At 40.3% G+C, this 23,866-nt stretch carries 21 protein-coding genes; 13 read left to right on the forward strand and 8 right to left on the reverse strand.

All coding sequences use genetic code 11. The features are described 5' to 3' along the window. The first annotated feature begins 302 nt into the window (after positions 1–302). The 5 genes from V7K40_RS21690 to V7K40_RS21710 all read left to right on the forward strand — a co-directional run bounded on the left by V7K40_RS21690 (position 303) and on the right by V7K40_RS21710 (position 4,727). The gene (locus tag V7K40_RS21690) at positions 303–512 is read left to right on the forward strand and encodes an acetyltransferase (RefSeq protein WP_334963284.1); all 210 of its coding nucleotides are present in this window, start codon (positions 303–305) and stop codon (positions 510–512) included. Between the two features lie 422 nt (positions 513–934). Further along, positions 935–1,372: a hypothetical protein gene (locus tag V7K40_RS21695; RefSeq protein ID WP_334963287.1), complete on the forward strand. Its 438-nt coding sequence runs from the start codon at positions 935–937 to the stop codon at positions 1,370–1,372. Positions 1,373–1,440: 68 nt separating this feature from the next. Then, positions 1,441–1,962, forward strand: coding sequence for a hypothetical protein (locus V7K40_RS21700; protein ID WP_334963289.1), 522 nt, complete (start codon positions 1,441–1,443; stop codon positions 1,960–1,962). A 386-nt stretch (positions 1,963–2,348) separates the two neighbouring features. Beyond that, entirely contained in the window at positions 2,349–2,804 is a 456-nt protein-coding gene (locus tag V7K40_RS21705; RefSeq protein ID WP_334963291.1) for a thioesterase family protein, read from the forward strand. 1,125 nt (positions 2,805–3,929) lie between these two features. After that, positions 3,930–4,727 carry a sulfite exporter TauE/SafE family protein gene (locus tag V7K40_RS21710; protein ID WP_334963293.1) on the forward strand — a complete coding sequence of 266 codons (798 nt, stop codon included), beginning with the start codon at positions 3,930–3,932 and terminating at the stop codon, positions 4,725–4,727. A 49-nt stretch (positions 4,728–4,776) separates the two neighbouring features. Here V7K40_RS21710 and V7K40_RS21715 read toward each other — a convergent pair whose 3' ends face one another. Then, positions 4,777–5,439 (reverse strand): cadmium resistance transporter, encoded by a 663-nt coding sequence (locus V7K40_RS21715; RefSeq protein WP_334963295.1) that lies wholly within the window; start codon positions 5,437–5,439, stop codon positions 4,777–4,779. Positions 5,440–5,662: 223 nt separating this feature from the next. Here V7K40_RS21715 and V7K40_RS21720 point away from each other — a divergent pair, with 223 nt between their 5' ends. The 4 genes from V7K40_RS21720 (at position 5,663) to V7K40_RS21735 (ending at position 8,355) form a co-directional block, all read left to right on the forward strand. After that, complete coding sequence (locus V7K40_RS21720) at positions 5,663–6,478, forward strand: hypothetical protein (RefSeq protein ID WP_334963297.1); 816 nt, start codon at positions 5,663–5,665, stop codon at positions 6,476–6,478. Positions 6,479–6,553: 75 nt separating this feature from the next. Continuing rightward, a complete protein-coding gene (locus tag V7K40_RS21725; protein WP_334963299.1) occupies positions 6,554–6,691 on the forward strand; it encodes a hypothetical protein in 138 nt (45 codons plus the stop codon). Positions 6,692–6,990: 299 nt separating this feature from the next. Further along, a complete protein-coding gene (locus V7K40_RS21730; RefSeq protein ID WP_334963301.1) occupies positions 6,991–7,473 on the forward strand; it encodes a hypothetical protein in 483 nt (160 codons plus the stop codon). A gap of 174 nt (positions 7,474–7,647) precedes the next feature. Then, positions 7,648–8,355 (forward strand): cadmium resistance transporter, encoded by a 708-nt coding sequence (locus tag V7K40_RS21735; RefSeq protein ID WP_334963303.1) that lies wholly within the window; start codon positions 7,648–7,650, stop codon positions 8,353–8,355. 96 nt (positions 8,356–8,451) lie between these two features. Here V7K40_RS21735 and cysK read toward each other — a convergent pair whose 3' ends face one another. Further along, positions 8,452–9,414, reverse strand: a complete 963-nt coding sequence (gene cysK / locus V7K40_RS21740; RefSeq protein WP_334963305.1) for a cysteine synthase A — start codon at positions 9,412–9,414, stop codon at positions 8,452–8,454. Between the two features lie 18 nt (positions 9,415–9,432). Beyond that, on the reverse strand, positions 9,433–9,915 hold the full coding sequence (locus tag V7K40_RS21745; RefSeq protein WP_334963495.1) for an Rrf2 family transcriptional regulator: 483 nt from the start codon (positions 9,913–9,915) through the stop codon (positions 9,433–9,435). 214 nt (positions 9,916–10,129) lie between these two features. On the opposite strand from V7K40_RS21745, the gene cysE reads away from it, so the two are divergent. Both cysE and V7K40_RS21755 read left to right on the forward strand, forming a co-directional pair. Then, complete coding sequence (gene cysE / locus V7K40_RS21750; protein WP_334963307.1) at positions 10,130–10,858, forward strand: serine O-acetyltransferase; 729 nt, start codon at positions 10,130–10,132, stop codon at positions 10,856–10,858. 168 nt (positions 10,859–11,026) lie between these two features. After that, on the forward strand, positions 11,027–11,617 hold the full coding sequence (locus V7K40_RS21755; protein ID WP_334963309.1) for a Crp/Fnr family transcriptional regulator: 591 nt from the start codon (positions 11,027–11,029) through the stop codon (positions 11,615–11,617). A gap of 419 nt (positions 11,618–12,036) precedes the next feature. On the opposite strand, the gene V7K40_RS21760 is transcribed toward V7K40_RS21755, so the two are convergent. The 5 genes from V7K40_RS21760 to V7K40_RS21780 form a co-directional block, all read right to left on the reverse strand. Further along, on the reverse strand, positions 12,037–12,681 hold the full coding sequence (locus V7K40_RS21760; RefSeq protein WP_334963311.1) for an NIL domain-containing protein: 645 nt from the start codon (positions 12,679–12,681) through the stop codon (positions 12,037–12,039). Positions 12,682–13,181: 500 nt separating this feature from the next. Then, a complete protein-coding gene (locus V7K40_RS21765; RefSeq protein ID WP_334963313.1) occupies positions 13,182–13,373 on the reverse strand; it encodes a hypothetical protein in 192 nt (63 codons plus the stop codon). Beyond that, on the reverse strand, positions 13,366–14,511 hold the full coding sequence (locus V7K40_RS21770; RefSeq protein ID WP_334963314.1) for a PepSY-associated TM helix domain-containing protein: 1,146 nt from the start codon (positions 14,509–14,511) through the stop codon (positions 13,366–13,368). The genes V7K40_RS21765 and V7K40_RS21770 overlap by 8 nt, the downstream gene beginning before the upstream one ends. Positions 14,512–14,607: 96 nt before the next feature. Beyond that, positions 14,608–17,283 (reverse strand): TonB-dependent siderophore receptor, encoded by a 2,676-nt coding sequence (locus V7K40_RS21775; RefSeq protein WP_334963316.1) that lies wholly within the window; start codon positions 17,281–17,283, stop codon positions 14,608–14,610. Positions 17,284–17,375: 92 nt separating this feature from the next. Then, the gene (locus V7K40_RS21780) at positions 17,376–20,039 is read right to left on the reverse strand and encodes a TonB-dependent siderophore receptor (protein ID WP_334963318.1); all 2,664 of its coding nucleotides are present in this window, start codon (positions 20,037–20,039) and stop codon (positions 17,376–17,378) included. A gap of 970 nt (positions 20,040–21,009) precedes the next feature. On the opposite strand from V7K40_RS21780, the gene V7K40_RS21785 reads away from it, so the two are divergent. Together V7K40_RS21785 and V7K40_RS21790 are read left to right on the forward strand one after the other, a co-directional pair. After that, positions 21,010–23,001 carry a hypothetical protein gene (locus tag V7K40_RS21785; RefSeq protein ID WP_334963320.1) on the forward strand — a complete coding sequence of 664 codons (1,992 nt, stop codon included), beginning with the start codon at positions 21,010–21,012 and terminating at the stop codon, positions 22,999–23,001. A 102-nt stretch (positions 23,002–23,103) separates the two neighbouring features. After that, positions 23,104–23,838: a type I restriction enzyme HsdR N-terminal domain-containing protein gene (locus tag V7K40_RS21790; RefSeq protein WP_334963322.1), complete on the forward strand. Its 735-nt coding sequence runs from the start codon at positions 23,104–23,106 to the stop codon at positions 23,836–23,838. The last annotated feature ends 28 nt before the right edge of the window (positions 23,839–23,866 follow it).

Raw genomic sequence — 23,866 nt, forward strand, 5'->3', positions numbered from 1 at the left:
AGGCTGAGTCTGGAATCTCTTCAAAGGTTTTCGGCATTTTTGCGATCGAGCAAATGTATTTGCTTTCTGTATGCGTTCGCAAAAGTTGTAGAGATCCCCAATTAGATTTAATCTACCGATTTAGCCACAGGAGAGACTTCTGCAAACCAGAAAGCGTCAAGTCTGCGTTGGCTGAATTTGTCGGCACGTTCTTTCTGACGCTTGCTGCACTCTTGGGTGGTACACCTTATGCTGTTGGGCTGACACTATTAAAAAGAATGCATGAGTAAGTTAAACCTCAAACCTCAAACTTAAGTTTTGCTATGTTACTACAAGAAAAAGAGAGCGGCAATTTAGTAGAAATCCTCGACATTGAGGCACTGTTTAGCCCGAAAGAAACTACAGTTAAAGGCCAATATCAGGTGGGAGAAGAAGAACAAGACCCAGAATTTTTTGAGAAAGGCAAATTAAATTTTCCTTCTGGTGAGAGCTTGCCACAATGTTGGATAGATACAAATTACAAAAGTGCTTGAACATCTACTTAAAATTCATGCCATGTATGTTGCATCTTAGGCTAGAGCTTATTCAAGCAATTACTTAAACCTCTATAGCAGTTCTAAATGATTTATGAACTTTTCTGTTTCTCCTGTTCTCTTCTCTACAAGACGCTCTGCGTACCCCTACGGGGAAGCAAGCTACATCTAGAGAAGGCGGTAGCCTGCGGCAAGCCCTCCGGGTGACGCTCCTACGTCGCTACCGCTGCGCTAACAGCAGTCGCTCATGGGGGAAACCCCCTACAGCCCTTTGGGCATCCTACGGCAGGCGCTAGCCTCTCCCTTTGGCAGAAGACCGCGCTGCTTCACCGCTGCACGTCTACGATAATTTTCATAACTCAAATAGGATTGCTATAGCCTGGGATTGTGGAACTTCCAACTTATTTTTTTAGGAGACAAGTGTGAATATGATTCAACAGTTTCGCCAAATTTTAATGGCTTTAGTCTTGGCTTTAGTACTAACAACAACTGCCGCTTGTAGTGGTACGGTTCAAGCTAAACAACCAACTCAATTACCACCCGGAATCAGTCGTAGTGGTGACTATGCCTTGTTAGAGCGTGGTAACAGCGTACAAGGTCAGGATTTTGGTAACTGGGTTATCAGTACAGCAAAGGGAATTGTCCAAGATGCTTATGTCCGTGATAACAACAAGTTAGGTGTCGTGATTACGCCTCAAGTTCGTCCGACGGAAGTGCGACCATTAGCAAAATCCTTACTCCAAGGTTTCCACAAAAACTTCCCTAATCAAGACTTAACAGTTTTGATGTATGCACCAGACAAAAAACTGATTTTGACAGGTCAGTATGATGTGCAATCATCTCAAATTGAGTATAAATAATTAACTCAATTTTCCGAAGTCAAAAAGCTGATTTACGTTGATTTGAACTAAAAAAGGAGAAAATTAAAATGAGCAGCAGTGACAAATATAAACGCGAAATCATGAACGAGTTGGCGCATGGTAATACAGAATCTTTGGATGATGTTTCATCTGATCCAACCAAGGAATACCAAAATTTTGATGATTTTGCTCAACGCTCATCCCACGAAGAACGTCGTCAATTATTTGGTCGGTCTTTCAACCATGACAGCATTCCTCCTACTCAAATGGAGCCAGAATTGCAGAAGGCGATCGCTCAGATTAAACCTAACGAGCGGGATGATGTCGCACGGTCATTTTTCAAGCACTTAAAGCAAAGAGGTTTGGACGAGCGCCATCTAGAGAAAGACTTGGGACTTTCTACCCATAATCCTAAGCACATGAATGCAGATGACCTGAGCAAACTGGCATCTTTCACTTATCACAATCATCCTGATATCTTCCAAGAAGTGATGGCTGAACAACCAGCGCTGATTAAGTTTCTCAGTAATCCAGTTGTAGGAGCAGCTTTAGGAGCGATCGCAGCTAAATGGTTTGGTGGTCGGAAATAAGCGATCGTCTTAGGTAAATATATCCTGAGATGGATGCTCAAAAGATTAAGGACAGTCCCCAAAAATTTATCTTTGGGGAATTGTCCTGCTTAAGCGTGGCAAGATTTGAGTGAGGAGGAGGTAAACCAAACCATTGACTCTTTATATCAGGTTCGGTTAAACATTTATAATATCTGTAGGTTAGGTTGTAGCTTGCTTCCCCGTAGGGGTACGCCAGTGAAACCCAACCTACATTGATAGATTTTATTACAAGTAATCACCCGAACTTGATATTATTAGCAGTCCGGGATAACGGCAATTAATAATTACCCATGCTTAGAAGATGGAAAAGTTTTTACTATTTTATAGGTCGAGCAATCTTAAAAAATAATTTATTGAGATAAATAATGCTAGTGAATAACAATTTGCATAGACCATTAGAAGTAGTATTAGCAATTCCTGTAAGAACATACGACATTGACTTTATGGGAATTGTAAGTAATATTGTGTATATTAGATGGTTAGAGGATTTACGTTTAAAGTTTTTAGATGAACATTGGCGACTAAATCAACAAATTGATAAAGGATATGCACCTATTCTAGCTGCAACTGAAATTGAATATAAACGTCCGATAAAGATTATTGATAAAGTAATTGGACGTTTATGGCTGAGTAATTTAGGACGGTTAAAGTGGACTGTGCAAGCTGAAATTTTATCTAACAATGAGTTAGCAGCAGTAGCTACCCAAAAGGGCGCTTTTGTCAGTTTGCAAAATAATCGTCTTATTCCTATTCCAGAGGAATTACAAAATAAATATTTAGAGTATAAACCAGGGATTCAGAACACAATACAGTTCAGTTAAGGATAGGACTTACCCAAAATTAATTAGGACTTACGCAAAAAACCTCTCAAACTCTCATTCCTCCGTGTCCTCTGTGTCTCTGTGGTTCGTTCTTTCATGAACCGTGCGTAAGTCCTGTTAATAAAAAACGATCGCATTATCGCTTTTATCCCCTCCAAATCGCTAAATTTAGTTGCCAAAGGGCTTTTGGCATAGTAGCGGCGAAGAAACCCAGGTCAGTCAGATAACTGGTAGTTAGAAAAAGTTATCTATGACACAATACAGTTCAGCTAAAGATAATTGTCGGTTGGGTTGAACATAGACAAAGGAGGCGGCTTAAGGCAAGGTAGTGAAACCCAACAAATGTCCATCCAAGGGACTTCCAGTTAAAAAAACATCCCATCCCTGCGGGACGCTCCGCGAACGTAGGGACGCAAGACCAAAATTCTCTACAAATGTACAAATAATTTTGGATAATTTATTTTTTGTCAGTCCCTAAGTTGGGTTTAGTTCCTGAAAGCCTAAGTCCTGTTATCCTTATCGTTATTAACTTTTAAGTATTTTTTTTAACAACCAGTTCTCAGAAGTTTAATCGGCTGCTGTGTATTATCCAGAGAATCTAGCGATATACAACGCGAATACGCTAGACGTTTTATCATGATTACAAGTAAAATACGGTAAGTGCATCGCCTTACGGGGTTTTACATGTAAAACCACAGAAAAACCAGTTAGAAGTTGAGTTTAGCAGAGCAACTGACCTCTAAGCAGTTATCAAAGTCTGTTTCGGCTAAATGCCAGTTGTCATGCTGACAAAAACTTTCAGACAGGTTTTAAGTTGTCCAGGAATCCTCTCTCTCCCCTAACTTTTAGCTGGATAACCTTTGTGTCACTCATCCTTTGAAAAACACAATAGCTTGCCATCACTAGCTCTATCTACCACTGGGCTATAGTTTGGCACAGTTGCTGCTCTCTAGCAGTGAAGCTTTAGCTGACTTTCAGTTCTAGCTATTGTAATTAAGTCAGTGAACACTTATCAAGGCTTCGTTTGGAGATTTAAACCCTAACCTACGCTGCTCACTTTATAGAAGTGGGAGACTCAACAGGACTCTGATAACTGATAACTGATTGTTGAAACCTCAGAAGAATATGCACTATTTATTACTACCGTTCTTAAGCTTTTTTGTTGGCATCATCGTTGGTTTGACGGGAATTGGCGGAGCCTCTCTCATCACCCCAATGTTGATTTTTGTTTTTCAGGTTCCGCCTTCCATCGCTGTGAGTTCTGATGTTGTGGCTGCCACATTGATGAAGATTGTTGGTAGCGTCAAACATTGGGAACAGAAAACCCTTGACATAGAAGTTGTCAAATGGCTCGCATTTGGGAGTGTTCCAGGCTCACTGTTCGGGGTGGGGATTTTGCACTTCATTAAACGTACAGGTGAGTATAACCTAGATAACATCTTGTTCCGTTTGCTTGGCGGGATGATTTTGCTAGTCACAGTATTAGCACTAGTACAATTGTTGTTATTGACTTTTTTCCCGAAATTTAATTTACCCGAACTGCCAAAGTTAGACTTAGAAACTAATTTGGGTCGTATCCTGACAATCAGTTTAGGAGCAATTTTAGGCTGTCTGGTTGGTCTAACTAGTGTCTCCTCAGGTTCAATGTTTGCCCTAGTCCTGATTGCGTTTTTCCGCCTTGATGCACGGAAGTTAGTGGGTACAGATATTTCACACGCAGCAATTTTACTGCTGTTTACAGCCCTCGGTCACCTCAGTCTGGGAACAGTTGATTGGAGTTTGGTAGTGCCTATATGGCTAGGCTCTGTTCCAGGAGTGTTACTAGGTGCTAAAATTTGCCAGGTAGCTCCACAAGGCCCACTACGGTTTATCATTTATACCATCTTGATGATGGTGAGTTGGAAATTAGTTCATCAGGTGTGACAAATTTTAGATTGGGGTTCTAAATCCAGCATTCAACATCCAACATTGATTAACTTCTTAACCAAGGTAGTAGAGTGAATGTACCTCGTTCATAGAGAATGAACAGACCCAAGCCAATTAATATAAAAGGTACAACAGCTTTACCGTAGCGACTTAAAATATAAGCAATAGTAGGTTGACGGCTTAAAAAATAGGCGATCGCACACCAAACCCCTACCATGACAAAAAATATACTTAGAATTACTCCCAAGCTGGCAAGATCATGACCAGCGAATAAAGGGATATATATACTAATATTGTCACCACCATTAGCAATAGTTACTGCTGCCACTTTATAGGTTTGGGGATGCAAAACACTCAAAATAAAAGCCAATATAGGGTTAGTAAGTGTAGACTGACTAAAATCACTATTGACTGTCTGAACTGTTGCAGTTTCTTCTTTTTTATATATTAATTGTTGAATCCCAATTGCTATTGGTAACAATCCTAGCAATCCTATCCATTCTCGCTGTATAACCAATCCACCAAAAAATCCTGGTAAGCTAGCGATGATAATGGCTGTAAAACCCAGATATTGACCGAGAAAGATATGCCGTCGTCGAAAATTAACATCTACCTGTGAAAAAAATATTAACAAGATAATAATGTCATCTATGTTAGTGGCTATGAAAGCAATTATCCCTTCACTGAAGGTTGTCCCTAGCTGACTCATGCTGGATTATTTAGAATCTACAATTTATCACCATATCAAATTCACTAATTCGTAATTCGTAATTATTGAGTTTAAATTCCTCACTAAATTATATTTTTTGGTGGTTTATAAGAAAGTTGGGATCTAAATTTCCAACTAATTTAATTACGAATTATTTTAACCTTCTGGCACAACTAAGCTTTAAAATGACAAAGTAATTATTCTCATAGGGAAGATTTTGTCAATGCCTAGACTTACGGTTCCACCTAATTTCATCGGTACTTCCGGTATCGATACTTTAGCCGCAGAAGAGTCAAATGCATCTGTGGCAATTGATATTGATATTTTAAATGGAGGTGTGATTAATACGTTTTCAGGAAATGACAGTATTACTGGTACTGGTAAGCCTAGCACAGGTGGTACTAAGCCTAACAAACCTGTTACTGGCATCGGCATTAATAACAGTGGCACTCTCAATGCAGGGGATGGAAGTGACATTATCACTGGCATCGGTACTGGTTTGAAATTTATACGCACTGGCATCAACAACAGTAGTAGTCTCAATACAGGGAATGGAATTGGCATTAGCAACAGTGGCAGTTTAAAAGCTGGAAACGGAAATGACACTATCACTGGCACTAGTACTGGCGTTACTCCGATCGGCATCAGCAACAGGGTAGTTTTGATGCAGGGAACGGAAATGACACTATTACTGGCACTGGTACTGGTGGTACTGGCTTCCGTGTCTTTGGTACACCCAATGCTCTTAAAGACCGTAAAGGCGATACTGGAACCGGCATCAGCAACAGTGGCAGTTTTGATGCAGGGTATGGAAATGACACTATCACTGGCATTGGTACTGGCGGTATTGGCATTCAGGGCGGCTTTGAGGGAGGCGATGATTCTAAAGGTGGTGAGGGCGGTACTGGAATCGGCATCAGCAACAGTAGCAGTTTTGATGCAGGGTATGGAAATGACAGTATCACTGGCACTGGTACTGGTGGTACTGGTCGTGAAGGTACCATCTTTGCCTACACTAATTCCATCCCCCCCGGCATAGCTAGAGGCGAAAGCGGCGACGGCGGTACTGGAATCGGCATCAGCAACAGTGGCAGTTTTGATGTAGGGGACGGAAATGACACTATCACTGGCACTGGTACTGGTGGTACTGGTGGCGAAGGTTTCGCCGAGGGCACTACTAGTAATTACAGGATCACAAAGGAAAGCGGCAACGGCGGTGCTGGAATCGGCATTAGTAACAGTGAGAAACTAAATACTGGCAAAGGAGAAGATACGCTCATCGGCACTGGTACTGCCGGCAGCAGCGGCAAAAACATAATTTCCCCTATACCTAAACCTATTGATTTTGGATCTATCCAGGTCATTCAAGATAACACTATCCCCACCGCACAGAGCATCAGCACTACTAGCATTGATAGCCACAACAAGAACATCGAAGACGCCACCATCATTACAAAACCGAGCAAAAGCAGCATCGGCATCCAGAACATTAAAAAAGCTATTATCACTACTGGTGAGAACAACGACACGATTAAGGGTTCTGCAAACAGCTTGGAAGCAAACACCCTAGCCTATGGCATCTTCAATGATGGCATCATTGATACTGGTAATGGCCATGACATCCTCACCGGACAAGCAACAACCACAATTGGTGGTACTGCCTATGGTATTTATGGGCAAGGAATCATCAGGACTGGCGATGGGAATGACAAAGTTACCGCTACCAGTAATATCGATAAAGTTCAACAGAAAGTCACTATTGGTGGCGGTATCCGCTTTGAACTAGGGACTGGGGATGACTACTTCAAAGGATTCGGGTCTGCAATTGTTGATGGCGGGAATGGTTTTGACACCCTTGATGTGAGCGCTTTCAAACGTTCTGAAGTTAGTGTATCTGGTATTATTTCTGGCAATAGTCTAAACCCTGCCAACATTATCTTCAACAACAATGGAAACCTGATTACCCTTTCGACAACAGGCTTTGAGAATTTTATCTTTGCGGATAGCTCTTTATCTTATAGCAATTTGAACTGAAATGAGAATTACCACAATTCGATTGTGAGTAAAGTAATGTAATTTCGGCTTTTGATGCCTTGCTTAATGATTAGTGAAAATTAGTTTTTGAACGAATCGCGTCAGAGAAAGTAGCTGACCGTAGGGTAGAATGCTCCCCAAGATGTAAAAGCATGTCTATATTTCTCTTAAAATATGAACGAGTTACTTACTGCTATTACTACAGGGGCAATTGCATTCATTGCCACTAACATTGATGATATTGTCATTCTATTATTGTTTTTTTCTCAAATAAATGCTAACTTTCGCCCCCGGCATATAGTTGCTGGTCAGTTTCTAGGTTTTACGCTTCTGTTAATCCTTAGTCTTCCTGGTTTATTTGGTGGATTAGTTTTATCAAAAAGTTGGATTGGATTACTTGGTTTATTACCAATGTCCATAGGTATCAGTAGCTTAGTGAATCGGGAAGAAGATTCAAAAGAAGTTGTAGCTGCAACAGAAGAAACTGAAGCATCAACAATTACTAGTTTTTTTTCTCCCCAAGCTTATAGTGTGGCAGCCGTTACAATTGCCAATGGCAGCGATAATATTAGTGTTTACGTGCCTTTATTTGCGAGCAGCAACTTAAAGAGTTTTGTGATAATTATCGGATTATTTTTTATATTGTTAGGAGTTTGGTGCTACGCTGCATACAAATTGACTAACAACAGAGTCATAGCTGATGTATTGACTCGCTACGTTAATAATCTTGTGCCTTTTGTTCTTATAGGATTAGGCGCTTTTATTGTATTAAAAAGTGAAGCTTTGAGCTTAATCAAGCTAGCTGCTAGTTGTTTATGTTTGATAATTTTGGTGAAAAATAATGAAAGTGCAGATGAAATTGGCGAAAATTCTAGTAGATAAGCAAGCCAATTTTAGATTTTTCATCTAAATCAAAATCTAAGAAATCGGTTAATTTATTTTTTGTCAGTCCCTAAAATCTAAAATTGGTATGTGGAATCAAACTTTACTCAACCACTCATTCTCTTCTGGGTCTTTGAACAGTGAGGTACTAAGGTAGCGTTCGCCGAAGCTAGGCTGGATCATGACGATTAGGCGACCGACATTTTCTGGTCGTTGTGCCACTTGAATAGCCGCGTATAAAGCAGCGCCAGTAGAAATGCCAGATAGCAATCCTTCTTCTTTTGCTAGACGACGGCTGTAAGCGATCGCCTCCTCATCCGCGACCTGAATCACTTCATCTACCAGTTCTGAACGGTAAATTGCTGGGACAAATCCCGCGCCGATCCCCTGAATTTTGTGAGGTCCCGATTTTCCACCTGCTAATACTGGGCTGTTGCTTGGCTCAACTGCGATCGCTTGGAAACTCGGCTTCCGTTTTTTAATAACTTCTGCAACTCCCGTAATCGTTCCACCAGTACCCACTCCTGCTACAAGAATATCTACCTGTCCATCGGTATCATCCCAAATTTCTTCTGCTGTGGTTTGGACGTGAACTTTCGTGTTAGCGGGGTTGCGAAACTGCTGCAACATATAAGCATTGGGCGTTTGAGCTAAAATCTGCTCTGCACGACCAATCGCCCCTCGCATCCCTTCTACCCCTGACGTTAACTCTAGTTGAGCGCCATAAGCTTTGAGCATGGATCGTCTTTCCTGGCTCATTGTGTCAGGCATCGTTAGAATGAGATGGTAACCCTTGGCGGCCGCTACCATTGCCAGCGCAATTCCTGTATTCCCAGAAGTCGGCTCTACTAAAATGGTTTTTCCGGGGTGAATTAAGCCTGCTTCCTCTGCCGCTTCCACCATACTCGCGCCAATCCGGTCTTTCACAGAAGATGCTGGATTCATGCTTTCTAGCTTCACCACAATCTGAGCAACCGCTCCTGAAGCTTGGGGAATCTTGTTTAATTGAACTAAAGGAGTTCGTCCGATTAACTCTGTGATATCTTTCGCTATCTGCATGTGAGTACTCCGTCGTGTCTAAATATAATACATCGGACTCTGCTGGGCGCGAGTTTCTCTTTGCTCGCATAAGTCTTGGAGTGTATAGCGACCCAAAACTTCAATAGAGGCAGCGTTAGCTTGCTCCCAAACTTCATATACCAGAGTCTTTTCCAGAGTGGAAGAGTCAGAGGTATCTTTCTCTTTCCGCTCACCTTCTACCAAAGTGACAATTTCAAGTATTGTAATCTGCCAGGGTTCACGAACTAAAACGAAACCTCCTTTAGAGCCGCGTTGACTTTGCACCACACCAGCACGCCGGAGGTTGGTCAAAATTTGTTCCAGATAGCGTTCAGGTATGGGTTGCTTGGCAGTAATCTCGCTCATGGTTAGAGGAAGTTTTTTTCCGTGGTGGCTTGCCAGTTCTAAGAGTGCCAGCAGCGCGTATTCCACTTTGGAAGACAGATCCAAGAGAGCGTAGTTTTGGCTATTCAAGACTGTACTCAATATACTACGGTGAATTGAGGGACTTATCGCAGTTTATGCGAAATTAATTTTTCTGAAAGTGTGGAATGTGATAGCATCCCACTTATCTCCCCACAAAACACTTTACTCTATCGACTTACCGTAGATTATTATCTTACACAATTCCCATGAATGACTTGATCTTTTTGTGGGAATTATCCTGAGTTTCTGTTTTCAGAGCCTCACTTACTAACGAAAATCTCAATTGAGTATGCTACTAACTGATTTGCGAACCATTTTTGAGCGTGATCCAGCAGCCCGTAACTGGCTAGAAGTATTGTTCTGTTACCCTGGACTTCATGCCCTAGTGTTTCATCGATTGGCACACTGGCTGCATAAACTTGGAATTCCCTTCATCCCTCGGTTTATCTCTCATATTAGTCGGTTTTTAACTGGAATTGAAATCCATCCTGGCGCATTAATTGGTCAGGGAGTGTTTATTGACCACGGAATGGGAGTAGTGATTGGTGAGACAGCGATCGTGGGCGACTATGCCCTAATTTATCAAGGCGTCACCCTTGGCGGGACGGGGAAAGAAAGTGGCAAACGCCATCCAACTTTAGGCTCTCATGTAGTTGTGGGAACGGGTGCGAAGGTTTTAGGAAATATTCAAATTGGCGATCACGTCCGGATTGGAGCCGGTTCTGTGGTACTGAGAGATGTGCCCAGTAACACTACTGTAGTTGGGATTCCAGGGCGTGTGACTCGTCAGAACAACTTACCTACCAATGTTCTGGATCATGATAAAGTCCGTGACGTAGAAGCTGAAGTAATCCGCGCTCTATTTGAACGCGTCAAGGCTTTAGAGAAAGAGTTCGAGCAGCTAGAAGATCAATCAAGTTTCTCCCCAACTGAGCTTGGCGACCAACAAATTGACAATCCTAAGAGCAAAAATTCTGATGGGATAATTGAAGATTTTCTTGATGGTGCGGGAATTTAATTTAAAGCATTGGGCATGGGGCATTATTTAGTTATTCTTTCTCTCCCTGCTCCCCTTGCCCCTCTGCCACTCATTTCCCCACTCCCCTCTTTAAAATACTCATAAGCTCTTAGAACCTGATATAAATATATAATACTACGGTTAATTTATCGGAAAATAGTGTTATATATGGTGTTTTTGTACACAAGCTTTTCTAGCTTAAACAGTAATAATACTAAGCAATTTTTTGCCCGTCGGTCATTCCTGCCAGAGCATCAAAACGGACTTTGGAAGATTGAAACGGGTTTTGTCAGGACTTTTACTTATCTGGAAGATGGTACAACTGTCGCTTTGGGATTGTGGGGGCCTGGAGATATCGTTGGTAAGGCTTTGTCAAAATTAGAACCTTATCAGATGGAATGCTTAACTAAAGTGGAAGCGACGGTCTTACATTTAGAGGAATGGACTCAACTAACAGAAACTCTACTTGCTCATATCCAACAAGCTCAAGAATTGATGGTTATTCGTAGCCATAAAAAAGTAGATAATATGCTTATCAAGCTGTTGGCATGGTTATCCAAAAAGTTTGGTTCGGAAGTTGAGAAGGGACGTTTAATAGATATGCGTCTGACTCATGAAGACCTGGCGGAAATGCTTGGTTCAACTCGTGTGACCATCACTCGTGTTCTTGGGCAGTTTGAGCAAGAAGGCTTGATTGATCGTCTTTCCCTACATCGAATTGTGCTGCGAGAAGAAGAAATTTGGTACTACGAAATTTAGATTATTTCAGCAAAACCAGCCATCGCCGTCAGCATAATTCATAATTACTTTACTAATAAATTTGATGGTTACAAAAAATATTGATACTAAGTTTTTTGTTTTCCATGAATTAATTCAGGAATCATTCGTCAGAGGTCATTTATAAAGTAAAAATAAAATTACTGTAGGGGAGCCAGGGGAGCATCTCAAAGTTAAAAAAACATCCCATCCCTGCGGGACGCTCCGCGAACGTAGGGGCGCAAGGCCAAGATCCCCTACAAATGTACAAATAATTTTGGACAATTTATTTTTTGTCAGTCCCTAAAGCTGTAACACACCCTAACTTTTGATTTACTTTATAAATGGTTTCTAAACAACGAGATCCTCAACTTATCTAACAAGTTATCGATCTGAGGATTGCGATAATTTTAATTATTCAGTTAGCGATCGCTATAAACGCTAGACAAATCCAGCCAAATTGGTAGCCCCAGTTTTTCCAAATAACTTAGGCTAGAGTAGAGTTGCTTTGTTCTTCCCCACAAATCCAAGTCAAACCAGCCGTCATCTTGCGTATCGGGTTGAAGTCTAGCACTGGTGATGTTGACTGTTAGTCCATAACGAGAAACTAACTCGGAAATCACTGGTTCCTCATAGTAAGATTTTAAGACGCACAGTTGCAGGCGCAATCGATTGGTTTGACCTGTAGAAATCCATTGCTGGAATTGTTCTTGCCATTGATTTGTCAGCCATGCAGAGTCTTTGGGACTCAGTTTGCTAGGTGGATTTGGGAAAGGTAGAGAGTGCTGGTTGGGTTGAATGTTGTTAGCGATCGCTAGTTGCAGCAAATTCACTCCCAATCCTTGCAAGTAAGATAGGCTGTTTGTCAGTTTTTGGGGATTTCCTGAAAGTTCTAAATCAAACCAGCCATCGCTGTCACTGTCTGATGTCAAAGATGCAGCTTTGATATTGACGGTTAAACCATAACGAGACACCAGTCGAGAAATTACAGGTTGCCTGTGATACCGCTGAGGCACGAGAATTCGGCTGTGGACTGAAGCGGGTTCTACAGATTTTGTGAGAGACATCAGATTAATTTCCAATAGCGATGCTGTTGGCGGAGCGTCTCGTAGAGAAGGCGGGCTGCGCCTACGCAATTTTTGGTTTCGGTAGAGAATCTTGCTAATACCGTGTCTCTACAACTCAACTGTGCCTGGTTGAATGTCAGCCTCATAGGGATTTTCATATTTCTGGCTTTTATTAAACTACGGTAACTCTATCGATTTAATACATTTAGTTGTGATGTAAAGGATACTTTCACAAAGACCGCAAAGAAACAATAGGTAAATTCACGTAAATTAGGCTCAATTTATGTGGAGTACTTTGAGGCCAAACCCATTAAGAATCTTTTACAGCTGATATCGTGATAATGAGCAAGCATGGATCAAAAATAGCTTTGCTGACATCAATAATGTAGAACGGTTTGTCAACGTCGAGCACAAGGGTGACTTCCTGGCTTAGGCATCCCAGCTAGTTGAAAATAACTAAAACCTCCTGAGTATTGCCAGTGTCTGAAAAATGGTGATAGTCAATAGTTTTTAGTGTATTTTAATACTAATAAATCAGGAGTACGTACACCAAAGGCATCGCCTAAAAGACAGATGCAAAGAGCGATCGCCTCCGGTGAGGCTTTGCCCATCGTAATAAGAGTTGTCAGTTTTCGACCTGACTGTAACATTTCTATTAAGCGTAGACGCTGCCTTGGCTTGTTGTCAGACATCGCTAACTACAGCTTTTGCCCGATAGCGATACCACCACATCATCAAACTAGTAACAAAAAGAACCAATGGTGCAAGTCCAACAAATACATAGAGAATACGGGTGGGTAAGCCACCAAATGTGCCGTAGTGCAGGGGTATAAAAGAGTTGAGGACGCGATCGCCCAACCGCATCTTTAAAGCATTATCAACTCTTAAAACCTCACCCGTGTACTGATCGAGATAAACATTACTATTCCCATACTCTACATTTTCCTGCGGCAGCTTCATGCGAATTTGGAGAGCATCTTCTGGTTTGCTGGGAAAATAAATGCTTTTGGTAACAGCACCAGGTAAGGCAGCATTGGCAATTTTGAGTTGTTCTGTCAGCCCTAAAGTTGATTTACTAGGAATTGGCTTGGATACTGGCTCAGATGGTTTTGGGGTGAATGTAACAGCGTAAATAATCGGCTCAGGAAAGCTGAAGCTCCAGCAAAAGCCAGTAAAGCCAGTAAAGAATAAAAAAACCACAGTGATAATGCCAGCAACTTTGTGAATGTCAAAGTTCACCCGCTTGGGATGAGCATCAAGTTTGATTTTGAAGCCTGCAATTAGCTTACGCCAACCGGGCCAGAGAACTAAACCTGTGATGATGAGGATACACATTAGAAAGGCAGCAATGCCAACAAACATAATTCCGGTTTCCCCTGCCATTAGGCTGTAGTGCAGACTAAGGATGACACCAATTAGAGTTTTATTCGATATCCGCTCACCGAGAATTTTGCCTGTATAAGGGTTGACAAAAACTTCTGTCCTTTGCTCATCAGCTGATGACAACTGCCCCACGTAGGGAGAAGAAGGAGTATCTGGCAAATAAATACGAAAAAGATGGAGATCGCTTCGCGCGGCATACTTCGCCTCAATTGTATTCAGCACTGACTCTGGGGATAACTGCACCTGTTGGGGAATAATCTGTCCATACTGTTGAGTAATCATAAAGTGGTCAAAATCTTGCTCGAACACCAACAAGCTACCTGTCAAGCCAACGATAACCAGCACCAGTCCAACAAAAAGACCGATATATTGGTGCAGGTAAAAAACGATAGAGCGTAGTTTTTTTCGGTTCATAATTGCCACAAAGCTAGTTGGATTTTTACCCACTCATTCCCTGATGCAAGGAGGAAGAATTGATTTGTCTCCCAAAGCAAGGTTAGAAACTCTCTTGTTCCTTCACCTTTGCATCGAGGTGAGATGGGGTCAAAACTGCACGGAAATCGTTCCTAGAACAGTTAGTGGTGCTCCAGGAAGTAGATAGTAGCCATGAGAATCGTAATAATTGGTATCAAAAAGATTTTTAAAGTTAAGACCGACTCGCCAATTTTCTTTTCTATAGAAAATAGAAGCATCAGTTCTCACGTATGAGGCTAGGACAACTCCATTATTTGGTAGTAAAGCTTGGCGATCGCCCACAAAAAAGAGTCCTCCACAAAATCCAAATCCCTTCAGGGAACCACTTTGAAATTCATAGCTTGTCCACAAGCTAGCGCTATTTCGTGGCGCACCAACTAATCTGTCACCTACAGGTATGCTGTTATCTTTGCTAACAAAGGCATCATTATGGGCAAAAGATGCAATCACATTCCATCCAGGTAAAATTTGCCCAGCGATATCGAATTCAATACCCCGACTTTTAACTTCTCCAGCTGCAATTGAGTAATCAGTATTAGTTAAATCGGTTGTAGCGACGTTAGTTTTTGTAATCTCATACATTGCAAGTGTTGCTGAAAGCTTATTATCCAACCACTCGCTTTTAATCCCTGCTTCATACTGGGTTCCACGACTTGGTTCTAACGACTCTTTGCTAACTGTTCTGCTATTGTTGGGTACAAAAGATTGGCTATAACTAGCGTAAAGAGAAATTGGCTCTATAGGTTGGTAAACCAGTCCCACACGGGGTGAAAAAGCATCATTATAAAACTCACTTTGAGAAGTTAATTCCCGATTGTTGTTATAGTCTAATTCTCTAAATTTATAGTTGATAAAATCCAACCTCCCACCGAATAGCAGTTTTAAATTAGGAAGTAATGCTACTTGGTCTTGTAAGTAAATACCAACGGTATTTTGTTTTGCTTCATCGTTTCGATTCGGATTGTAACTAGTTGGCAATATTGCACCATAAACTGGATTGAAAATATCAATGCCGGGAGCAGGAGTCCGAATGTAATCATTACCATATAGGTTCAAATTCAACTCTAAACCTAGCAGTAATTGATGATTGATAAAACCAGTTTTGAACTTCCCGACTAGCTCATTTTGCAGAGTAAATGATTTATAGTAATCAAGACCCCCTGCAAATGTTCGCGATATTGTCCGACCATCGTCTTCTAATGAATCTGGTCGAATGGCTGTATAATCAGCATGGTATAGGTTAGTTAAAAAGGCACTACGCAACCGGAGATTATCACTAAAGCGATGCTCTAAAGTAAAGCTAGCTGCATCAGAATTATAGTTATAGTTGCTGGTATTTGGTTCTCCTAAAAAACGACTGATGGGAAGTTGAAAAGATTCACGAATAGGTAGCAAACCATCATATAAAGTCCGGTTAATTGTACTATGCTCGTATTCCAAAGTCAAAGTTGTAGCATCGCTAAGTTTTAAAGATAATACAGGTGCTATTGAGAAACCTTCACTATTCACAAAATCAATAAAGCTACCGGAATTTTCATAAGCGGTATTTAAACGATACAACGCATTTTTGTCAGGAGTAAGTGGCCCGGAAATGTCAATTGAGGGACGATAAAAATCATAATTTGCGACTGTCAATTCACCTGCATAATAGGGAGTGGAGAGTGGTTGTTTGGTGATATAATTAACGACACCACCCGGTTCAAACTGACCATATAGCACCGAAGCAGGACCTTTAAGGACTTCGATTCGGTCAACAGCGATCGGATTGATATAGTTATCTTGAACTGCAAAACCATTTCTCAGGTTGTTGTATGTAATAAGTCCTCGGATGATGTAGTTATCAGTAAGGTTAGAAAACGATCCTTGCACCGCCACGCCACTGACATTTCGTACAGCATCACTAATCCTTGTGATTTGCTGGTCTTTGATGACTTGTTGGGGAACTACTTGAATTGACTGGGGAATGTCACGTTGAGGAGTATCAGTTTTAGTTGCAGTTGTGCTATCTGGTACACTATATCCGTCTTGTTCACCCGTGACTACCAACTCAATCGGTTCATCACCTTGTGTTGATGGTTGACTAGGCTGTGTTTGACTTTCTGGCTGCTGTTCAGGAGTTGGTTGGGTTTGAGTTTGTTGCGCTGTAGATGCAGTAGTTGCCACACTAAAAATTAAACCCTCATCTGCACTGTCAAATAACTCGACAGTTGGAACACCTGTTTCTCCTGTTACACTCATCCGGATAGTATTGGCATCAAAGTTAGTAACTGTGATCTCACTAACACCTGCTATTGGTTTATCTGAGCGGAATGTAAATGCCTCACCACTGGGTAAACGCAATTGTGCATTGGGAATATCAGCGATAAAATTATTGCCAGCACTACGATTCGTGATTTGCAATCGTTGTCCTTTCGATGTCTGTAAAATCACCTCCACACTTTTAGCAGTGGGACTTGCCTTTACTGAGGTAACTTGCACAACTTCTGTTTGTGGTGTGTTTGCTGGTGTTCGCGACTGCACCAACATTTTAGCGGTGGTAACAACGGGTTCTAGCTCACTTAATTGCCTAATCTTTTTAGTTGCTTCAGGTGGCTTGGCTTGTGGTAGTGTTTTCGCGAGGCGATCGCTCAACCGATTATTAGATTTGGAAATATCTTGCGCTTTTGCAGGCTGAACCAGGAAAACCGCAGGAAGTATCAAAAAATACTCTGGCTTATACCTGATTTTATTTACTTGCTTACTCATTTTGTCTCCATACACCTTATTATTTCAGATGACAAAAACACCAACTATACATGTGTTCAAACAGTACTTAATCAGTTCAGAAATTACAGGAATCAAAACTGCACAGAAAATGTTCCCAACACTGTTAAAGGCGCACCAGGACGCAGAATGTAGCCTTGAGAATCGTAATATGTAGTATCAAAAAGATTCTTAAAGTTCAGCCCAACCCTCCAGTTATCGCGTTTGTAGAAAATTGTGGCATCAGCACGCACATAGGAGGGGATTTTAAATGTGTTGGGAAGTGTGGCTTCGCGATCGCCAGTATAAAATATTCCTCCACCAAAACCTAATCCTTTCCAATTCCCGTCTTGAATTTCATAAGTTGTCCACAGACTCCCCCCAACACCAGGAGCATTTACCAAGGAGTCGCCCACTGGTAAAGTATTATCTTTACTCACAAAAGCATCGTTGTGGAATAATGACGCAATCACATTCCAGCCTGGTAGAATCTGCCCAGAAACATCAAATTCCAAACCGCGACTTTTCACTTCTCCAGCCGCAATGGAATAGTCAAGATTGTTTAGATCGGTTGTAGCGACATTTTCTTTGGTGATATCATAGGCAGCAAAGGTGGCAGATAGCCTGTCTTTAATCAGCTCGGCTTTGACTCCGACTTCATACTGAGTACCGCGCTCTGGTGGTAGTTGAGTTCCATCTACTGTCCGCGAGTCACTGGGATTAAACGAGCGGGTGTAGCTGGCGTAAATTGAAATCGGTTCAATCGGCTGATAAACAATGCCAACGCGAGGTGAAAAGGCATCATTATACAACCGATCAACAGTGGCATCATCAATTGGATCTCTACCCAAAGAATCCAGCAGTTGCGCGCGATTTTTGCGGTGAATAAAGTCATACCTGCCGCCTACTAATAGCTTCAAATTTGGCAGCAATGTCACTTGATCTTGCAGATAAACGGCGATGGTATTGCGATCAAAACGATCCCCTTCTGCTGCCTCATCAAACTCTGGTGGCGGGGAAGCGCCATACACAGGATTGAATAAATCAATACTGGGAGTCAGTGAAGAAGTACTTCGGAGATAATCGTAGCCACGGATATTTTTAATCCACTCCAACCCTAGAAGAACTTGATGTTGGATAGAACCAGTTTTGAAATTACTGATTAAATCGTTTTGCAGAGAATAGTTTTGGTAATAACTAGGACCAGCACCAAATCTTCGCAACACAGTACGACCATCTACAATGCTATCCGGTCGAAACTCTGATTCCTCAGAATCATTAAGCGTAACGGAAAAGCCACTACGGAACTGGATGTTTTTACTGAAGCGATGATTGACGTTAAGAAATACAGAGTTTGTTTCTTGGGAAAAACGATCGCCTGGCTCCCCCAAAAAACGACTGATAGGAGCTTTAAAAACGATTGGATCGGGCACAAAACCATCATAAAAGGTGCGATCGACTTTGAGGTATTCATACTCTAGTGTCAATGTTGTGGCATCACCAATTCTGTAGGTGAAGGCTGGTGCGATCGCGAATGTTTCCTGATGATTAAAATCGATAAAACTACCAAAGTTCTCGTATGCCGCATTCAAACGGTACAGCAACGTTTTGTCTGAGTTCAGGGGCCCAGAAATATCAATGGAGGGACGATAAGTGCTAAAACTTCCGGCTGTAAATTCAGCAGAGTAATAAGGCTCACTGAGTGGTTGTTTAGTAATGTAATTGACTACACCACCCGGCTCAAACTGTCCATATAGCACTGAAGCCGGACCCTTGAGAACTTCGATCCGCTCAATGTTAGTCGGATTCACAAAGTTGTCTTGAACGGAAAAACCGTTTCTCAAGTTGTCATAGGTTGTAAATCCCCGAATGTTGTAATTATCCGTAGCTCCGGCATAGCCGCCTTGCAGAGTCACACCACTGACATTGCGTGCTGCATCGCTAATCCGTGTAATTTGCTGATCTTTGATGACTTGTTGAGGAATCACCTGAATCGATTGGGGAATATCGCGCAGAGGTGTATCAGTCTTAGTCGCGGTTGACGCATCTGGTACGCGATACCCATCTTGCTCACCTGTAACCACTAATTCAATTGGCTGATCACCCGAAGCTGATGGCTGACTTGGTTGTGTCTGGTTCGTTGGCTGTTGTGGTGTTTGGGGTTGCTGCTGTGACGGCGTAGAAGGTGCGGTACTCGCAACAGAGAAGATCACACCCTCGTCTGGACTATCAAATAACTCCACAGTTGGTACACCTATCTCACCTGTCACTGTCACCCGGATAGTATTGGCATCAAGATTTGTTACCGTTATCTGTGTAACACCCGCTATTGGCTTTTCTGAGCGGAATGTGAATGCTTCGCCTGATGGTAGGCGCAGTTGAGCATTGGGTATGTCAGTAATAAAATTGCTACCAGCACTGCGATTGACTAGTTGCAACTGTTGCCCTCTTGATGTCTGTAAAATCACCTCCACACCTTTGTTGGTGGGATTTGCCTTAACTCCTGTCACTTGCGTAACTTCAGTAGTTGGGATATTCGGTGTTGTTGGTGACTGTACTAGCATTTGAGCGCTGGTATTGGGAAGTTCTACTTCATTGAGTCTTAGAATCTTTCCAATCGACCTAGAATCGCGTAGTACCGATGTAACATATTTGCCTTGTGCTTGTTTGTTGACTTCTTGAGCAATTGCACTTATTGGAACGGAGAACAAAATAGAGCTTGTAACCAACAGAACTTTCAATATTTGCCTTAACACCATTTTCCACCCCTACACTTACTCTTCGGCTGTGATTAACTCTCAATAAATTAGCAAATAGCTGCTAGCTACTGAGATATGTAATCAGCTACTTGAGAATACAGATTACAGGATATGACTAAGCAATTGCAAATAGTTATCAGAATTTATTTACAAGGGGAGTTGACAGATAATAGGTTTTCGAGGGTAGTGCTGTGATTTCAGCTACATTTTTGTTTAAGTTAATTGAAAACTATCTTAAACGTGTAAAAGTATTAATAATATTTATTCTTAATCTACGAAATCTATAAAGGCTAATGGGACTTTGAAACAATCTTTGCCCAAACATAGCCAGATTTAGCTTTATGAGCGGCAAATACAATGTCAGCCTCATAGAGATTTTCATTTTTTTGGCTCTTATTAAACTACGGCAACTCTATCGATTTAATAAATTTAATTGTTATGTGAAGAAGAGTTTCACAAAGACCGCAAAGAAACAACAAGTAAATTTACGTAAATTAGGCTCAATTTATATGGAATACTTTGACGCCAAACCAATTGAGAATTTCTTACATCTATCCGTTCGCTGATATACGTCATTATCTTGGAATCAAAACTGGAGGACGACGTTAGATAGCAAAGTGTTAGCGAGTCTTCTCCTTACAGCCCTTTGGGCATCCTACGGCAGGCGCTAGCCTCTCAGGGAGAAGGGGAGACGCCAAAGGCGATAGCGCAGCGTAAAGCCTGCGGCATGGCTTCTTTACGAGAGGCTGCACCAACGCTTAGAGCGAGTCATCTCCCAAAGGGAGACGCTTTAGCGCAACGAGCGTCACGAGTGTCACAGCCCGTCTTAGATATCGTTTTACTCATTAGCAAGTGATTAAAGAGTTCCCGAAGTCAGGTTAAATGGTGTTGTAAGAATTTTGTTAGATTTCATACCATAGTGGGCATACTGCAAGTATCAAGTAAGTAGCATTAGAACAGGGAAAATAGTATGTTGACGACGCAGCCACAAGAAGAAATTACATCATTGAAGCAAAAATTAAGACATGAAATCAGCAAACTATCAGGTGCTTCAGGCATCAACAACCTGAAATCAAAGCTAGAAAGATTAGAAGAAATCGAGAAAATTCTTAGTATAGATAAATATAAAATTGTTTTTATAGGTACTATTGGTAAAGGAAAAACTACAGCCATCTGTCATCTTTTTAACCTAATTAGCGACTTCAAGGTTTCCAAGACAATTAATGGCAAAACTAAAAATGTAACCGAAACGAAAGAGTTACTATCAACCGGAGCGGGCAGAACTACTATATGTGAAATAATTATTAAGGCATCTGAAAAAACTTACATAGAGATAGAGCCTTATACAGTTGATGAGATGGAAAATCTTATTTTTGATTTCTGCGATTCTCTTGTTAATAGAGATAATACGCAGTCAGAGGATAAAATAATCATTTCTCAAGAAATTGAGAGAGTTATTAGGAATATTACAGAACTTAAAATAACTTCTAAAACAATCGATGATGGTGATAAAAAGAATATTTTAAGAAACGATAAAGCGAAGGAGTTACTTAATGAATCAGGAGTAGATTTTCTTAAAAAAACTGCATTGAATAATGCAAATATTGAAGCTAGAACTACTACTAAAATTGAGTTTGACAACCAGAATAATGAGCAAGAATGGATAAAAAATACCTTTGCTGCCATCAATAATGTCCAGTTAAAGGAATTTGCTATTCCAAGGAAAATATATCTTTATCTGAGCGATGATATATTATCTGGTTCCAACTTGTCTCAGTTCGATTCAGTTGTTGATACCAAAGGACTTGATGAAAACTCAATTCGTAAAGACTTGCAGAAATATGTTGACAGTCAGGATACCATCTGTATTTTCGTAACTCCCTTTAATGATGCTCCTGAAGCTAATATTAGTAAATTAATCATCTATCATCTTACATCTAAATCCAAAGACTTTCATCATAGATTTGTAACTTTGGTATTACCTCGCAAAAATGAGCCTGAAAAAGTTCATGGCTCTGATGAAGATAGAGATTTAGGAATTAGAATCAGACAAGACGAAGTTCAAGCTACATTCAAAAAGTTAAATTTAGATTTTTTCCAAAAAAACATCTTGTTCTATGATTCTTTGAGATACTATCGTGATGATATAGTTAAACTAAATGAAAACTACGATGAAGAAGATGTACAAAAAGATAAAAATGAATTTATCGAAGCTATAGCGGGTGTAGTAGAACGTAGGCGAAATATTTTATTAGATGAAATCAAGGCTATCAAAGAAAGCTCGGCGAAAATCAAAAATAGTGATGCTTTAAAGGAATCAGAAATCAAGGCAATTCAAAATGCCATTCAGAAAATAAAGAGTTTACGGGATTTAAGTAAAAGAGTTCCTGGTTTTGTTTATGAAGATTTTATTGATGAATATGTTAATAAATACTATCGCACGGTTTATCCAGCATGGAACACGAAACACGCTATCCATAGAAATTTCGGTTACTATCAGCCAAGAGATATAGATATATATTACGATGCGAGGGTTGTTGCTGGGGGAATAGATGAAGATAAAATGCTGAAAAAATTTACTAAAGAAGTAAAACAGGAATTAGAAAATATCCTCAATGAGCTTATATCTGTGAATGAATCTTTAAAGATATTGTTCCCTGAATTAGTTAAAAAGTTTTACGTATTATATGACGATTTTATATACGAAGTAGGTAAAGAAGTTGAAGAAGAAATCACGAGAAAACTATTACCTCGAAACGAAGATTCGGCTTTTTGGAAGGCTCTATTTGATGAAAAAGGTAAGGAGAGGAAGAGGAGAGAAACATTTGTCGATAATGTATGTTTGATATTTCAGCGAGAACTGGAAAAAGAGACAAATTTAAATACATTCTTAAAAAGCAAAGCTGAATATCATTGGGAAAAATTAGTTACTAAAATACTAGGCTTTTTTGGGGAAAAATAGACAATTTCTCAATTGCACATTTAATACACAGTTTAGGGCGCAATATAATTGTGTCCCTAAAACTATTTTATCCACTATTAATTGCTATCTCTCAAAAGATATATGATTGATTTACAACAAGAAATATCCACAAAACTCATCAAATATTCAAAAGATTATCAAGAATATACAAAATGTTTGATTAGGGAAATACAAATTCCAATTAATGGAAGACCAGAGGAGTTGGTTAGACAAATCTTTATTCATTTTCTTATTAAAGAAACTCAGTTATTTCCAGATATCATTAATATCGAAGTTGAGGTGAATAGTCATGATGTAGAAATATCCAAAAAGCAGAAAAATGATAATTTTAAGCCATATCAGTCTCCTTTAATAATTGTGGAAGTAAAACGAGAAGACGTAAATTTAAAAAATCATTATAATCAGATTCAAAGGTATCTAAAAAAATCTGGTTGCGATATGGGAATTTTGTATAATTATCATGAAATTATCACCTTCACTAGAAAAGATGATCAGTTTGAAACTAATCGTCTCAAAAGTATTAGAGACATACAGACATTAATTTTACAAAGCAATGATAATAATGATGATTTATTAGAATTTAAAAAAGCTCAAAATGGAAATTTTGAGAGTTTTGCTTATCTAATTAGCAAATATGGTAAATATACAACTAACAAAGTAGTTTTTAAGGTAAAACAACAGCAATCCGAAATAGAAGGATATTTCTTTAATATGCAAGAAAATAAAGTTTACTATGATGTCTGTGGTAAATATTCCCAAAAACAACAAAATTTTGATTACCAAGATTTTGAAAAACTAATTTCTATCGCTTATTAAAGAAAAACCTAACCCCTAACCCCCTTCC

This window comes from Nostoc sp. (assembly GCF_036917195.1).
GTDB lineage: Bacteria > Cyanobacteriota > Cyanobacteriia > Cyanobacteriales > Nostocaceae > Nostoc.

Excerpts from the sequence above, each read along its gene's own strand:
- V7K40_RS21690 (WP_334963284.1), top strand. The coding sequence starts at position 303 with ATGTTACTACAAGAAAAAGAGAGCGGCAATTTAGTAGAAATCCTCGAC.
- V7K40_RS21700 (WP_334963289.1), top strand. The coding sequence starts at position 1,441 with ATGAGCAGCAGTGACAAATATAAACGCGAAATCATGAACGAGTTGGCG.
- V7K40_RS21705 (WP_334963291.1), top strand. The coding sequence starts at position 2,349 with ATGCTAGTGAATAACAATTTGCATAGACCATTAGAAGTAGTATTAGCA.
- V7K40_RS21710 (WP_334963293.1), top strand. The coding sequence starts at position 3,930 with ATGCACTATTTATTACTACCGTTCTTAAGCTTTTTTGTTGGCATCATC.
- V7K40_RS21715 (WP_334963295.1), bottom strand. The coding sequence starts at position 5,439 with ATGAGTCAGCTAGGGACAACCTTCAGTGAAGGGATAATTGCTTTCATA.
- V7K40_RS21720 (WP_334963297.1), top strand. The coding sequence starts at position 5,663 with ATGCCTAGACTTACGGTTCCACCTAATTTCATCGGTACTTCCGGTATC.
- V7K40_RS21725 (WP_334963299.1), top strand. The coding sequence starts at position 6,554 with ATGACACTATCACTGGCACTGGTACTGGTGGTACTGGTGGCGAAGGTT.
- V7K40_RS21735 (WP_334963303.1), top strand. The coding sequence starts at position 7,648 with ATGAACGAGTTACTTACTGCTATTACTACAGGGGCAATTGCATTCATT.
- cysK (WP_334963305.1), bottom strand. The coding sequence starts at position 9,414 with ATGCAGATAGCGAAAGATATCACAGAGTTAATCGGACGAACTCCTTTA.
- cysE (WP_334963307.1), top strand. The coding sequence starts at position 10,130 with ATGCTACTAACTGATTTGCGAACCATTTTTGAGCGTGATCCAGCAGCC.
- V7K40_RS21755 (WP_334963309.1), top strand. The coding sequence starts at position 11,027 with ATGGTGTTTTTGTACACAAGCTTTTCTAGCTTAAACAGTAATAATACT.
- V7K40_RS21760 (WP_334963311.1), bottom strand. The coding sequence starts at position 12,681 with ATGTCTCTCACAAAATCTGTAGAACCCGCTTCAGTCCACAGCCGAATT.
- V7K40_RS21765 (WP_334963313.1), bottom strand. The coding sequence starts at position 13,373 with ATGTCTGACAACAAGCCAAGGCAGCGTCTACGCTTAATAGAAATGTTA.
- V7K40_RS21775 (WP_334963316.1), bottom strand. The coding sequence starts at position 17,283 with ATGAGTAAGCAAGTAAATAAAATCAGGTATAAGCCAGAGTATTTTTTG.
- V7K40_RS21780 (WP_334963318.1), bottom strand. The coding sequence starts at position 20,039 with ATGGTGTTAAGGCAAATATTGAAAGTTCTGTTGGTTACAAGCTCTATT.
- V7K40_RS21785 (WP_334963320.1), top strand. The coding sequence starts at position 21,010 with ATGTTGACGACGCAGCCACAAGAAGAAATTACATCATTGAAGCAAAAA.
- V7K40_RS21790 (WP_334963322.1), top strand. The coding sequence starts at position 23,104 with ATGATTGATTTACAACAAGAAATATCCACAAAACTCATCAAATATTCA.